General features: G+C 58.2%; 11 protein-coding genes. 6 read left to right on the plus strand and 5 right to left on the minus strand.

The genetic code is table 11. From position 1 onward, the window contains the following. A partial coding sequence (locus JWR14_RS21500) for an indolepyruvate ferredoxin oxidoreductase family protein (RefSeq protein ID WP_299711161.1) occupies positions 1-2,094 on the plus strand: 2,094 nt, incomplete at its 5' end. Between the two features lie 90 nt (positions 2,095-2,184). Here the strand turns inward: JWR14_RS21500 and JWR14_RS21505 are convergent. The 4 genes from JWR14_RS21505 to JWR14_RS21520 form a co-directional block, all read right to left on the minus strand. Further along, positions 2,185-2,844: a C40 family peptidase gene (locus tag JWR14_RS21505; protein ID WP_299711163.1), complete on the minus strand. Its 660-nt coding sequence runs from the start codon at positions 2,842-2,844 to the stop codon at positions 2,185-2,187. 555 nt (positions 2,845-3,399) lie between these two features. Next, a complete protein-coding gene (locus JWR14_RS21510; RefSeq protein WP_299711166.1) occupies positions 3,400-4,251 on the minus strand; it encodes a YadA-like family protein in 852 nt (283 codons plus the stop codon). Beyond that, positions 4,248-5,042 (minus strand): ESPR-type extended signal peptide-containing protein, encoded by a 795-nt coding sequence (locus tag JWR14_RS21515; RefSeq protein WP_299711169.1) that lies wholly within the window; start codon positions 5,040-5,042, stop codon positions 4,248-4,250. The genes JWR14_RS21510 and JWR14_RS21515 overlap by 4 nt, the downstream gene beginning before the upstream one ends. Positions 5,043-5,377: 335 nt before the next feature. Beyond that, positions 5,378-7,666: an NADP-dependent malic enzyme gene (locus tag JWR14_RS21520; protein ID WP_299711172.1), complete on the minus strand. Its 2,289-nt coding sequence runs from the start codon at positions 7,664-7,666 to the stop codon at positions 5,378-5,380. 532 nt (positions 7,667-8,198) lie between these two features. Between JWR14_RS21520 and JWR14_RS21525 the strand changes: the two genes are divergently transcribed. Next, entirely contained in the window at positions 8,199-8,885 is a 687-nt protein-coding gene (locus JWR14_RS21525) for an orotate phosphoribosyltransferase (RefSeq protein WP_299711174.1), read from the plus strand. Positions 8,886-8,969: 84 nt separating this feature from the next. Here the strand turns inward: JWR14_RS21525 and JWR14_RS21530 are convergent, their stop codons facing one another. Further along, positions 8,970-9,677: a response regulator gene (locus tag JWR14_RS21530; RefSeq protein ID WP_299711177.1), complete on the minus strand. Its 708-nt coding sequence runs from the start codon at positions 9,675-9,677 to the stop codon at positions 8,970-8,972. Between the two features lie 316 nt (positions 9,678-9,993). On the opposite strand from JWR14_RS21530, the gene JWR14_RS21535 reads away from it, so the two are divergent. The 4 genes from JWR14_RS21535 to JWR14_RS21550 all read left to right on the plus strand — a co-directional run. Continuing rightward, a complete protein-coding gene (locus tag JWR14_RS21535) occupies positions 9,994-10,602 on the plus strand; it encodes a YbhB/YbcL family Raf kinase inhibitor-like protein (RefSeq protein WP_299711180.1) in 609 nt (202 codons plus the stop codon). Positions 10,603-10,765: 163 nt separating this feature from the next. Further along, on the plus strand, positions 10,766-11,332 hold the full coding sequence (locus JWR14_RS21540; protein WP_299711183.1) for a flavodoxin family protein: 567 nt from the start codon (positions 10,766-10,768) through the stop codon (positions 11,330-11,332). A 148-nt stretch (positions 11,333-11,480) separates the two neighbouring features. After that, entirely contained in the window at positions 11,481-12,434 is a 954-nt protein-coding gene (argC, locus tag JWR14_RS21545; RefSeq protein WP_299711186.1) for an N-acetyl-gamma-glutamyl-phosphate reductase, read from the plus strand. Between the two features lie 477 nt (positions 12,435-12,911). Next, the coding region (locus JWR14_RS21550; protein WP_299711189.1) for a DUF2957 domain-containing protein at positions 12,912-13,746 on the plus strand (835 nt) is incomplete at its 3' end.

Genomic DNA, 13,746 nt, shown 5'->3' on the forward strand with positions numbered 1-13,746 from the left:
GGCGAAGGTGTGGCGTGGATCGGCCAGGCGCCATTCACCAACGACAAACACGTGTTCGCCAATCTCGGCGATGGCACCTACTTCCACTCGGGGCTGCTCGCGATCCGCGCAGCGATCGCGTCGAAGACGAACATCACGTACAAGATTCTCTACAACGACGCCGTCGCGATGACCGGCGGCCAACCTGTAGACGGCGTGCTCACGGTTCCGCAAATCACGCATCAACTCGCGGCCGAAGGCGCGACGAAGATCGTGATCGTCACCGATGAACCCGAGAAATATCAGGCGAATGTGGGACTGGCGCCGGGTATCGATGTATTCCATCGCGAGAAGCTCGATGAGGTCCAGCGCACGCTCCGTGAGATTACCGGCACGACGATCCTGATTTACGACCAGACGTGCGCGACGGAAAAACGTCGGCGCAGGAAACGCGGAACGTACCCCGATCCGGCGAAGCGCGTGGTCATCAATGAAGCCGTGTGCGAAGGCTGCGGCGATTGCTCGGTGAAGTCGAATTGCCTGTCGGTCGAACCCCTCGATACCGAATACGGCACGAAGCGCCAGATCAACCAGTCGACCTGCAACAAGGACTACTCGTGCGTGAACGGCTTTTGCCCGAGCTTCGTCACGGTTGAGGGCGGCCAGTTGAAGAAGCCGAAAGTATCGAGTATTTCCGGCGATGCGATGCCCCCTGTTCCCACGCCCGAGCTACCGCTGATTGACCGGCCATACGGCATTCTGGTCACCGGCGTCGGTGGCACGGGTGTTGTGACGATTGGCGCTTTGCTCGGCATGGCCTCGCATCTGGAGCAAAAAGGCGTGACCGTGCTCGATGTCACCGGCCTCGCGCAAAAAGGCGGTGCGGTGATGAGCCATGTGCAAATCGCCACCCATCCCGGCGATATCCACGCCACGCGGATCGCGATGGGCGAAGCGGATCTGGTGATTGGTTGTGACCCGATTGTCACCGCCAGCGACGAATGCGGCTCGCGGATGCAACCCGGCCACACGCGTGTGGTCGTGAACAGCGCCGAAACGCCGACCGCCGAATTCATCAAGAACCCGAACTGGCGTTTCCCGGGCGCAAGCGCGGAAGCCGATATCCGCACGGCTGCGGGCGAGCACGTTGCGCTCGTCGATGCGAATCGCTTCGCTGTCGCTCTACTCGGCGATGCCATTTACACCAATCCGTTCGTGCTGGGTTTTGCTTGGCAACGCGGCTGGGTGCCGTTGCGGCATGAATCGCTGGTTCGCGCTATCGAACTGAATGGCGTGCAGGTGGAAAAGAATCTCGCGGCGTTCGAATGGGGTCGCCACGCAGCTCACGATATTGAAGGCGTCACGCGGCTTGTGAAGGCGCAAGGTCGCGGTGGGGTGTCGTCAGGATCGGACGGTGGCAGCAAGATCATCGCGCTGCATACGCCTAAGGCGCTCGACACGCTGATCGAAAAACGCATCACTTATCTCTCCGATTACCAGAACGAAGCGTATGCGGCGCGTTACGCCCGGCTCGTGACTGAAGTGCGCAAGGCGGAAGCCTCAATTGGTCCGGGCGATGGCCAGCACGCACTGACCGAAGCCGTCGCGAGAAACTTGCACAAGCTGATGGCGTATAAGGACGAGTACGAAGTCGCGCGTCTTTACGCCGATCCGGCGTTCGTGGAACGGTTGAAGGGCAGTTTCGAGGGCGACTGGAAAGTGAAATTCCATCTCGCGCCGCCGATGCTCTCAAAGAAGGACGCGCACGGTCATCTGATCAAGAAGCAGTACGGTCCGTGGGTCTTGTCCGCCATGAAGGTTTTGGCGAAGATGAAGTTCCTGCGCGGTACATCGTTCGATATCTTCGGCAAGACCGAAGAGCGGAAGATGGAACGGGCGCTGATCGCGGATTATGAGGCGCTGGTGAAAGAGCTGATCGGCGGATTGACGGTGGAGAAGTTGCCGCTCGCACTAGAACTGGCGAATCTGCCGGATTCCATGAGGGGTTATGGTCACGTGAAGGACAACAACGTGAACGCGGCGCGCATGAAATGGAATGCGCTCTTGGCGAAGTGGCGTGCGCCGGCTGGCGGAGAGACGCGGCAAGTGGCTTAAAGGTGGCTTGAGTCCGTTCACGCAACGCACGACAAAACGCTCGATGAATTCATCGGGCGTTTTGTTTTCCAAGGTTCGACCATTCAACCACTACGCCACTCGGCGCGCACCGAAATACCGATGGGTCCAATAGGCGCTTTTCATCGATTCGACGCGAACGAATGCACCCTTCTTCGGCGCGTGAATAAACCGGTTCTCGCCGACGTAAATGCCAACGTGCGTCGCTCTACCGCGAGTCGTATTAAAGAACACGAGATCGCCCGGATGTAAATCTGTCTGCGCGATTGCCACGCCCTGACGGCTGATCTGCGAGGAAACCCGCGGCAATAAAATTCCCGTCGCCTTCTCGTAGACATAGCGCACGAAGCCGCTGCAATCCAGCCCTTGTGCCGGCGTATTGCCACCCCATGAATAAGGGATGCCAATCAGCGTCTCGGCCTTTTCCAGAACTACCGCGAGTCGAGTGCTGGGTGCAGTCTCGGCGACGTCCTGTTCCTGTGCGAGCGATTGTTGATTTCGGGCAGGGTCATAAAGCAATGCATCCCCATCGAGAGAAACAGGTTGCCTGACTTTAATGGCGCCCTGGACAACGTGGTTGTTGCTCGCGAGATTCAGTGCCGGTGACTGTGCCAATGCCTGGGCCGTCGCAAATGCCGATGACTGTACAAACAAGCTTGTCAAATCCGGATTCGATGCCGAAGCTGGCGCTGATGCCGCAGCGACTATCAACCCGCTGAACGCCGTTGCCATCAATCGGGCCGACCGCGTTTTCCGCAATCCAGTGCTGGCGCGTATGCCAGTCGCCTGCCGACGCGCACCATGAGACAGATCGTAATTCATTTCAGTCTGCCTCATTTCAACGACCACAATCGCAGATCGGTTGCCGGCGCCGTCTTCAACGGAGCCGCTAAAGGAATGCCGCGCTCTCGCTCGAAAATCTTGTAACCGGCGCCTGCTTGTTCACTGACGGCTTCACGCCTAGCGGAAACCTCGTTCAATACCGTTTTATATTTCCTTTTCATGATTTATATGCATTCCTAATATATTGATTGTTTTTGAAAATTACGGCGGATTCAAAATATTTCGGAACCGCACCTCTTATAAACGCCTCGCCAACAGCGAAGTCACCCAAGCCTTTCTCTATATGTACTTTATTAGGAATCCATGAGAATACTAATAGGCGCAATCCCAAACAAACCAACGAAATCGGGATACGATTTGTTTAACTCACACGACCGCCGTGATATTGGGAAAAGGCGATCCGAAAATCCGGATCGCCTTTTTCACTTAATGAAACAACGGGTTTTAGAACTCGTAGCCCGCTTGAGCACGCACGCCTGCGTCACCCTGCTGTGTCACCGATGCAGCCCCATTGACCAGCCAGTGCCCGTTCTGCGAACGATAGGTCACACCCGCAGAGACTGCGCTGAAGCCCTTGTAGTTCGCTACACCGGCGCCGACCACTGTCTTGCCCGGTGAGCTGTCCTCCGACGCCGATGCGTTTCCGCCGGTTGCTGTCGAGTCGCTGCCCGAGGCTGCCGCGTTCGCGCCCGCTGCCGTCGAGTTGTCGCCCGAGGCCGTCGAGTTCGACCCCGCTTCCGTCGAGTTGTCACCCGAGGCCGTCGAGTTCGAACCCGCTGCCGTCGAATTGTCGCCCGAGGCCGTCGAGTTCGTGCCCGCTGCCGTCGAGTCGCTGCCCGAGGCCGTCGAATTGGAGCCCAGTGACTGCTCAATATTCGCGATCGAGCTCTCCGTGGCCGTTACGCGGTCGTTGGTCGCGCTGAGTTGCGAGCCGTTGACTGCGTCCCTGCTGGTCGCGGAAATGTCACCCGCCGCGAGGTTGCTCATCGTCACGGCAGCCGCGCCAGCAGTCGTCCCACCCAGCGTGATCTTGCTATGGTCGGGCGAATCGTAGGCCACTGCGTTCGACGCCACGCCTGCCACATCGGCCAGGTTGCCCTGGATGCCCGCAATGTCCGCGCTATTCTGCGTCACGCGGCCATCGAGGTTGCCAACCGCCGAGCCGACGTCATTGACGGTTGCGCCACCCACTGAGTAGGAAGGTGCGGTCACGCCGCCGTTAGCGTCGACGCCCGCGCCGCCGCCCAGGGCCGTTGCCACGCTTGTCGATGCGTTGAACAATTGCGAGCCGTTCACTGCGTCGGTGCTGGCTTGTACGCGACAAACGCGTTGGTCACAACGCCAGTCGAATCCTTGATCAGGCCAGCGTCGATGAGTTGACCAAAGTTAGCCACCTGTACCAACTTGCGCTGATTATTGGAATTGCCGATTGACACCGTATAGGGATCGCTAGCAATGGAATGATCACCAATCGCGACCGAATTATTCGTTTCGACCTGCGCATATGCCCCGATCGCCACGCTGCTGTCTGCCGACACCAGCGAATGAGAACCAATAGCAACGCTCGACGGAGCGTTGGCAACTGTGCCGGATATGTTCACTGAATCAGCGGATTCCGACGTCCCTGTCTGTCCGTACGGATTGAACGCGAATGAATTCGCAGATCCCGAAACAGCCCCACCGTTGGGCGCGAAAAATACGGTTGCAGTCGACTTTGAATCGACTGAACCTCCATTGCCAATTACGGTTGAATAGTCAGCGGCAGCGCTCGCGCCGGCACCAATCGCTATCGCTCCGTCGGCCGTGCTTTTCGCTGCATCGCCGATTGCGATTGCATCCTTGGTTTTGCTTTGCGCCGTTGCGCCTAGTCCTACTGCAATGTCGGTTGAATGAAGCGCGACCGCATTCGGCCCTGTTGTTACGCCGTTGCTCTGAGCAAACGCCCCTCCCGCCCCTCCCAACCCCACCGCCACCAGCACCGCCCGTGCCACCTTCCCACCACCTTTCCCGCGTCCGCGACACAATTCCGACGCAGCGACCCAAGCACCCAGAGCCTCGCTCCAAACCGATTTAAAAACCTTGTTCATACTGAATACCTGCAAAGAGTTGTGCGGAATGTGTCTGACGCGAAACGAGTTTTCGAAACAACCCGTCTCGACGAGCAGGAAGATGAAACGATCCGCGACTCTACTCAGCACAACTTGGCATTCGAATCAGATTTGTCCGAATAAGAAAGGCGTCGTTGTATGCACCACACCCTCTCTATCTCTTTAAAAATTCAACGAGCGTCGTTAGCGCATTTGCGCTAGATGTGGCGGGGACATGCGCAAAAAAAGCGGTGACCGGTTCCCTCGGTCACCGCTTCGTCCACGCCTCAGCCAACCGTCATCCAATAATCAGGATGACGGATTAACTCATCGGCTTACCTCTTATTACCCACCGCCCTCACCCGCGCATTCGCCGACGCCACCGCCGTCATATTAATAATTCGCCGCACCGTCGCGGCGGGCGTCAAGATATGCACCGGTTTATCCGCGCCGAGCAAAAACGGCCCGACCGTGACCCCTTCACCGCTCACCATCTTCAGTAAGTTATACGTAATATTCGCGGCTTCCACGTTCGGCATGATCAGCAAATTCGCTTCACCCGTCAGCTTCGACGCAGGGAACGCAGCCTTGCGCACGACCTCCGACAATGCCGCGTCACCGTGCATTTCACCCTCCACTTCCAGATCCGGCGCACGCTCGGCGATCAGCTTGCGAGCCTCGGCCATACGCTTCGATGAAGCCGTCGGCACGCTGCCGAAGTTCGAGTTCGACAACAACGCGACCTTCGGCGCAATCCCGAACTTCTCGATTTCGCGCGCCGCCAGAATGGTCATATCGGCGAGTTGCGTGGGCGTTGGGACCTCGTTGACGTAGGTATCGCTGATAAAGAGGTTGCGTCCCTGCAGCATCAACAAATTCATCGCAGCGAAATTCTCCACCCCTTCCGCCTTGCCCAACACCTGCTCGATGAATTTGAGATGGTCGTGATACGTATCGATCATGCCGCAGATCATGCCCTCGGCATCGCCAAGACGAACCAGGATCGCGCCAATCAGCGTGTTGAACTTGCGTAGCGCGGCCTTTGCGTTGTCCGGCGTCACCCCCTCACGCGCGGCGATGTTGTGATATTCCTGCCAGCACTTCTGGTAGCGCGGATCGTCTTCCGGATTCACTATCTCGAAATCGGTGCCGGGCTTGAGCTTCGAGCCCATCTTCTGCAGACGCATTTCCACCACCGCCGGCCTTCCGATGATGATCGGCTTCGCGATCTTCTCCAGCAGCACGAATTGCGCGGCGCGCAGCACGCGCTCGTCTTCGCCTTCCGCAAACACAATCCGCGCCGGCGCCGACTTGGCCGCCGCGAACACCGGCCGCATCACCATGCCCGTGCGATAGACCGTCGCGCCAAGCTCTTCGCGATACGCATCCATGTCGTGAATCGGACGTGTCGCCACGCCTGAATCCATCGCGGCTTGGGCAACGGCCGGCGCGATCTTGATGATCAGGCGCGGATCGAACGGCTTCGGAATCAGGTAATCCGGGCCAAATTCAAGCGAATGGCCTTCGTAGGCTTTCGCGACTTCATCGCCCTGATCGGTCTCTTCGGCCAGTTCCGCAATCGCGCGAACGCATGCAAGTTTCATCTCTTCGGTGATCGTGGTCGCACCCACATCCAGCGCGCCGCGGAAGATGAACGGGAAGCACAGCACGTTGTTCACCTGGTTCGGATAGTCCGAACGGCCGGTGGCAATGATCGCGTCCGGACGCACCTTCTTGGCTTCTTCCGGGCGGATTTCCGGCTCCGGGTTGGCAAGCGCCAGGATCAGCGGTTGCGTGCCCATGACCTTGACCATGTCCGGTTTGAGCACGCCGGCGCTCGAGCAGCCGAGGAAGACGTCGGCTTTGTCGATGGCATCGGCGAGCGTGCGGTTGGTCGTATTCGCGGCGTACCGTTCCTTCGATGGATCCAGGTTCCCGCGCCCTTCGTAGATCACGCCTTTGGAATCGCAGACCAGGATGTTCGACTTCTTGAGCCCGAGGTGGACGAGCAAATCGAGACACGCGATAGCGGCGGCGCCCGCGCCCGAACACACGAGTTTCACTTCGCCGAGCTTCTTGCCGACCACTTTCAGGCCGTTGAGAATGGCCGCCGATGCAATGATCGCCGTACCGTGCTGGTCATCGTGGAAGACGGGAATCTTCATGCGCTCGCGCAGCTTCTTCTCAATATAGAAGCACTCCGGCGCCTTGATGTCCTCGAGGTTGATGCCGCCGAGCGTGGGTTCGAGCATCGCGATGGCATCGACGAGTTTGTCCGGATCGGTCTCGGCGAGCTCGATATCGAACACGTCGATACCCGCAAACTTCTTGAAGAGGCAGCCCTTGCCTTCCATCACCGGCTTGGCGGCGAGCGGCCCGATATTGCCGAGACCCAGCACGGCCGTGCCGTTGGTCACCACGCCGACCAGATTGCCACGCGAGGTATATTTCTGGGCGTTCAGCGGGTCGTCGAAGATCGCCATGCAGGCAGCGGCCACGCCGGGCGAGTAAGCCAGCGACAAGTCCAACTGGTTGGACAAGGGCTTGGTCGGCGTGACCGAGATCTTGCCGGGCTTCGGATACTGGTGATACGCGAGGGCGCTGAGCTTCAGTTGTTCGTCCATGATTAGCCTGAGACGTTTAGAGAAAAGAGTTGGAAAATGTGCGCATACGAGGTAAGGACACTGCGCTCGAGACGGTCAAATCTCGTTACGGATCAAATGAATGTTGGACGTCCGGCCGGTTTCGATAACGCTGCGCGATGACGAGGCGCATGGGCGACAAGCGCGGATGCATCCACAATGAAACACTCGGCCGTAGCATTTTTCGGGGATAAATAGTGTACACCGCGCGTTAAAATTGGCGCATAGCACCATTTTCGACAGAAACAGCGCGCGAGCAGGCTAAAGTGCGTTCACGGATTGCTCGGCAGGTCTTGGATTCACAAGACAATTCCGACGACGAAGCGGGGTTTAGTCGGGCTTTGTGCGCGTCCGCGTCTTATGTGTCGAGTAAAATTCCGGCCTACGCGCGCGTCGAACATAGTCCATATCGCCTGACCGGATGCCACCGCTGCGCCAGGCGCCTTTGTCCGCCGCCGCTTGATTGCCGCAAAAACGGGCCTCAGGCGCCACCTCAAAATCCAAGGATTCGCCCATGACAGGCTTCGACCGCCAGACGATCTCCGACACCACCGCCAAAATGCTGCTCGAAGTGCAGGCCGTGCATTTCAACGCGGACAAACCGTACATTTTCACGTCAGGATGGGCGAGCCCGGTTTATATCGACTGCCGCAAGCTGATCTCGTATCCGCGCGTCCGCCGCGGCCTGATGGAGATGGCCGAGACCACCATCCTGCGCGATATCGGCTATGAGCAGATCGATGCAATCGCAGGTGGCGAGACGGCCGGCATCCCGTTTGCCGCGTGGCTGTCCGACCGGCTAATGGTGCCCATGCAATATGTGCGCAAGAAGCCAAAGGGTTTCGGCCGGAACGCGCAAATTGAAGGATTGCTGACTGAAGGACAGCGGGTTCTGCTGGTGGAAGACCTGACCACCGACAGCCGCAGCAAGATCAATTTCATCAACGCGCTGCGCTCGGCTGGCGCGAAGGTGAATCACTGCTTTGTGCTGTTTCACTACAACATCTTCAAGGAAAGCGTCTCGGTGCTGAAAGATATCGACGTGGAATTGCACGCGCTCGCCACATGGTGGGATGTGCTGCGCGTCGCAAAGGAAGCGGGCTATTTTGAGACAAAGACGCTGGATGAAGTCGAGAAATTCCTGCATGCGCCGGCGCAATGGTCGGCAGCGCACGGCGGCGTCACGGCATCACCACAATAACCACCTGATCGCTAATTCCCCTGCATTAAAAAATGCCGCGCGTTTTTATAAACGAGCGGCATTTTTATGCAACGAAATTAACAACTATTGCGTATTAATCTGAATGGCGTCATCCAGGTTTCCGTCGCCCACATAAGCCGACAGATTTAATAACCCATTACTCTGGGCATATTGAAACAATTCAGAATCCCGTTCAATTCCCAGCTTGCGCATGGCGGTATTCTTTTGCGTACTGATTGTTTTAATACTGCGTTTCAACTGCGCGGCAATTTCAGTAATCGTCATGCCGGACACGAATAAACGCACCACTTCGAGTTCCCGCTTCGACAACACCACGTCACGCTGCTGGCCACTGGCCGACAAGCCCATGCTGTCGAGCGCCAGCCGCACCGACGGCCCAATATAATCCTGTCCGCGCATCGTATGGACGATGGCCAGGCCGATGTGGCTCAAATCGTCTGACTTATTGATGACAGCCGTCACGCCCACCTCACGCAGGCGTTTCAGGAGCGCGGGATTTTCCAGCATGGTCAGCACGACAATGCGCACAGTCGGGAACTGACGGCCGATATAACCCAGCAATGGCATGCCGTCGCCATATTGGCCACCTGGCATGGCAAGGTCGGACACAACCACGTCACAGGGTGATTTTTGCAAAAGCTGAATCAATTCCGTCGATTGGCGCGCCTGCCCGATCACTTCGATTTCGGGAAATTTCAATAGCGCCTGCGTAGCGCCAAACAGAATGACAGGATGGTCATCGGCAATAATGACTTTTATCCGTTGACCCATTATTTACCCCTCGCTCGTAAACGAATAAATCCCTTGCGCATTTTAGGAAATTTACTCCGTGCTCATTACATTGGCCCTTCAGCCGGCAGAGCGAAATTTCGACTAAACCGGAAGTCACGGTGTGGACGCTTGCCGAGTCTTGTTTTTAACATTTGAAAAATTTTGTCCATTCCCGGGATGTTAAACTTGAATTCAGCTCTAAGCCAATTTCTGAGACAAAATACATCGTTGCAGTGGGTGAAACGCCAGACTTGGCGGCGCCCGTGACCGGAGAATTTGCACCATGCGCTTGGGGATCGGGCTTGTGGTTTGTGCTATGTACCGCGCTCTTGATTGGCGTGTCGTCGGGTTCCGAATCTCTCACCGGGCGGTGCTGCTTTCGGTTTTCTGCGCCGCGATAGTATCAAATGCGCCGCGTGCAGTTGCTGAAGTTAAGGTAGCAGCCCCTTTCACGTTGACAAGTACCGACTTCCGCACGAACCAGCCCGTGCCGCTTGCGCTCGTCTTCGACCAGAGCGATTGCAAAGGGGGCAACCGTTCGCCGCAGTTGTCATGGCACGGTGCGCCTGCAGCCACGCAAAGTTTCGCGGTCACCGTCTTCGACCCGGACGCGCCCGGCCGCGGCTGGTGGCACTGGGCCGTCGCGGGCATTCCCGCGAACGTCTCGCAGTTGCCATCGAATGCAAGCGCCTCGGGCGTCTTGCGCAAAATGGGCGCGGTGGAATCGCGCAATGATTTCGATATCGACGGTTACGCGGGTCCTTGTCCGCCACCGGGCAAACCGCATCGCTACATCATCACGGTCTACGCGCTCAACAGCAGCGACTTGCGCCTGCGCCAAAGCAGCCCCTCGCTCATGTTCGAGCACGAAATTCGCACCACGACCATCGCCAGCGCGCAACTCGTTGTCACCTACGGGCGGTGAATGGCGCTGAAGGCGCGTCGGCAGGTCCAATTTGGCTTTGCTAGACTCGCCGGTGAACTTTTCACCGGCGTCGTTTTTTTCAGCCGGCTAAATTAGCGCGAAGACGCGTGGTTCCGGTTGTTCTTGCGCAACCCGCGGCCTTGTGTCGCAAACAGGGAATGAAATGCCAAAAATCGTCATTGTTTATCACAGCGGCTACGGTCATACGAAAAAAGTCGCCGAAGCCGTGCTTACGGGCACGATCGACGCCGGCGCGGACGCGAAACTGCTTGCCGTCGGCGATCTGGACGACGCTGGCTGGGCCGAGCTCGACGCCGCGGACGCCATCATTTTCGGCTCGCCCACGTACATGGGCGGTCCGTCAGCCGACTTCAAGAAATTTGCCGATGCCAGCTCCAAACCGTGGTTCGCGCAGTCGTGGAAGGACAAGATCGCGGCCGGATTCACCAACTCGGCGACCATGAACGGCGACAAGCATTCGACTATCGCCTACTTGATCACGCTCGCGATGCAGCACAGCATGATCTGGGCTGGCACCGGCATGATGCCGTCGAATACAAAGGCGGCCACGCGCAACGACTTGAACTTCGTCGGTGGTTTTTCGGGCTTGCTGACGCAATCGCCGGCGGATGCGTCGCCTGACGAAGCCCCGCCGCCCGGCGATCTGGAGACGGCCAAAGTGTTTGGGGCACGGATTGCGGCCGTGACGGCGCGCTGGAACGCAAAGTAGCTTTTTAGCAGCATTGCAACGTTTTTCAGGCCGATCGGCTGATGTGCCCGGCAATGCCATCGCGTTGTCGCGGAAGCGCATTAAAATAGCGTTTTGACCGCGCTCCAGCCGTAAGACTTCGGGGCGCGACCGACCCAGCGAGATCGAGATGACCACGAAAGTATTTGTCGACGGACAGGAAGGCACCACCGGCCTGAAGATTTTCGAGTATCTGTCCGAGCGGCGTGACGTCGAGATATTGCGTATCGAGGATGCACGGCGCAAGGACGTGGAGGAGCGTCGGCGGCTGATCAATGCGTCGGACGTTACGTTCCTGTGCCTGCCGGACGTCGCTTCGCGCGAATCGGTTTCGCTGGTGAACGCGGACAATCACCGCACGGTGGTGATTGACGCCAGCACGGCGTTCCGCACGCATGACGACTGGGCGTACGGTCTGCCCGAACTCATGCCGGCGCAGCGCGAGCGTTTGCGCACGGCGAAGCGCATCGCGGTGCCGGGTTGTCACGCATCGGCGTTCCTGCTGGCCATGAAGCCGTTAGTGGCGGGTGGTCTTGTTTCCGCCAATTTCGCCGCGCACGCGTATTCCATCACCGGCTACAGCGGTGGCGGCAAGAAGATGATCGCGGACTATGAAGCGGGTGGGAATGCGAAGCTGGACAGCCCCCGGCCTTACGCGCTGAGTCTTGCCCACAAGCATCTGCCGGAAATGGCCGTGCGTTCGGGACTGAAACACGCGCCGGTGTTCACGCCTATTGTCGGCAACTTCCTGAAGGGCCTCGCCGTCACCACGTACTTCTCGCCCAACCAACTCGCGCGCGCCGCCAAACCGCAAGACGTGCAGGCGTTGTTTGCCGAGTACTACACGAACGAGCCGTTCGTGCGCGTGCTGCCATTCAATGCGGACAGCAATCTCGACGACGGCTTCTTTGACGTCCAGGCTTGCAACGACACCAACCGGGTCGAGCTGTTCGTCTTCGGCAATGAAGAGCGGTTCGTCACCGTCGCCCGACTGGATAACCTGGGCAAAGGCGCGTCCGGCGCGGCGATCCAGTGCATGAACCTTGCGATCGGGGCCGATGAAGAATCCGGGCTCGCGCGCTAAGCCACTTATCGACTCCAGTAGAAGCTGAGCGCGCCAGGCGCTCATCTAACGAAAAGCCGGTTTCCGCCGTTGTGCGAAACCGGCTTTTTCACGCCTGCATTTTTACCTCCCGCTGCTTTCCCGAATGAGCGTCACGGCGTCGTTTTCAAATCCCCACCTGCGAATTCCCCGCAGGTCAAACAGAACTTCAGCCGCGTTTTCCATAGGGATTATCCTAATTTATTTACGAACGTTCGTTCGTAGATGATTACGCGTTTTCGCACTTAAACCTTCTTCGTTTTGCGCCGTATCGAAACAGATTTTCTCCAATTCACCTTACGGAAAAACATTTGTTTCAATGCGCTGCCAACGCCTTGTCAGTCAAGGCTCGGCCGGAAGCGCACTGTTTGAATCGACGATTTAGATGTTTCAGTCGGTTGACACACGAAAAGGTGATCGCGAAATTACACGCGCAAACTAGATAAGGGAGACAGCGGTATGCCGTATGCCATTTCGAAAGGACTCGCGCTCGCACTTGCGACCGCACCGTTGTTTGTCGCATGCAGTGGCGGTAACGCCGACAACCCGGGTCCGATCAACACGCCGCAATGTTCCGGCGCGAGTTGTGGCACGCAAGGCGCGCCGGTTGTCGGTCCAGGTGCTGGACCGTTGTGTCCGGCGAACGCGGACATTGTCTCGAGCACGTATCTGGGCGGCGCGGGCAGCGGCGAGATCGTGAGCCTGAACATCGACGCTGTGAACATGAAATACACGCTGAAGTGGCTCGAATCGCCCATTCCACTCGTCACCGGTACCGTTAATCCGACTCGCAAGGGCACGACGATTGTCGGCGCCGTGGTGCACCCGCCCGCAGGCACGCTGCCCACCGCTGAGCAAACACGCTGCGCGTTCGTGCTGACGCCGGGCGGCGGCCAGGCCTCGGATGGATCGATCTACATTACGGCCGCTGCGTTCAACCAGGCGAATCCACCGACCATCTTTATCGGCCAGGGCGTGGCAGGCGGGGGCATTCCGGGAGCGAGCGTGCAATACAACGGCGCCACGTTGACCGCCGACGGCGTCCATGCGATCCCCGGTTTTCCACAGTTGTTCCCGGTGCCGAACCGTCACTTCGACTTTTATCCGTTCATCGGCTTTTCGACGGTGAGCACGAGCGTCGCGGATCTCAAGGGCACGTATAACGCACTGCTTTACCACTCGGTTCCGTCGAATAATTACTCGACCACGACCACACAAGCGCAAGAATCCTTCGATGCCACCGGCAACTGCACGGTGCCCGTGCCGGCATCGAATACGTCTTGCCAGACAACCG

Origin of the sequence: Caballeronia sp. (genome assembly GCF_028292365.1) — a bacterium.
Lineage (GTDB): Bacteria > Pseudomonadota > Gammaproteobacteria > Burkholderiales > Burkholderiaceae > Caballeronia.

What these genes read in the sequence shown, in the direction of transcription:
- JWR14_RS21505 (WP_299711163.1), bottom strand. Translation starts at nt 2,844, where the DNA reads ATGGCAACGGCGTTCAGCGGGTTGATAGTCGCTGCGGCATCAGCGCCA.
- JWR14_RS21515 (WP_299711169.1), bottom strand. Translation starts at nt 5,042, where the DNA reads ATGAACAAGGTTTTTAAATCGGTTTGGAGCGAGGCTCTGGGTGCTTGG.
- JWR14_RS21520 (WP_299711172.1), bottom strand. Translation starts at nt 7,666, where the DNA reads ATGGACGAACAACTGAAGCTCAGCGCCCTCGCGTATCACCAGTATCCG.
- JWR14_RS21525 (WP_299711174.1), top strand. Translation starts at nt 8,199, where the DNA reads ATGACAGGCTTCGACCGCCAGACGATCTCCGACACCACCGCCAAAATG.
- JWR14_RS21530 (WP_299711177.1), bottom strand. Translation starts at nt 9,677, where the DNA reads ATGGGTCAACGGATAAAAGTCATTATTGCCGATGACCATCCTGTCATT.
- JWR14_RS21535 (WP_299711180.1), top strand. Translation starts at nt 9,994, where the DNA reads ATGTACCGCGCTCTTGATTGGCGTGTCGTCGGGTTCCGAATCTCTCAC.
- JWR14_RS21540 (WP_299711183.1), top strand. Translation starts at nt 10,766, where the DNA reads ATGCCAAAAATCGTCATTGTTTATCACAGCGGCTACGGTCATACGAAA.
- argC (WP_299711186.1), top strand. Translation starts at nt 11,481, where the DNA reads ATGACCACGAAAGTATTTGTCGACGGACAGGAAGGCACCACCGGCCTG.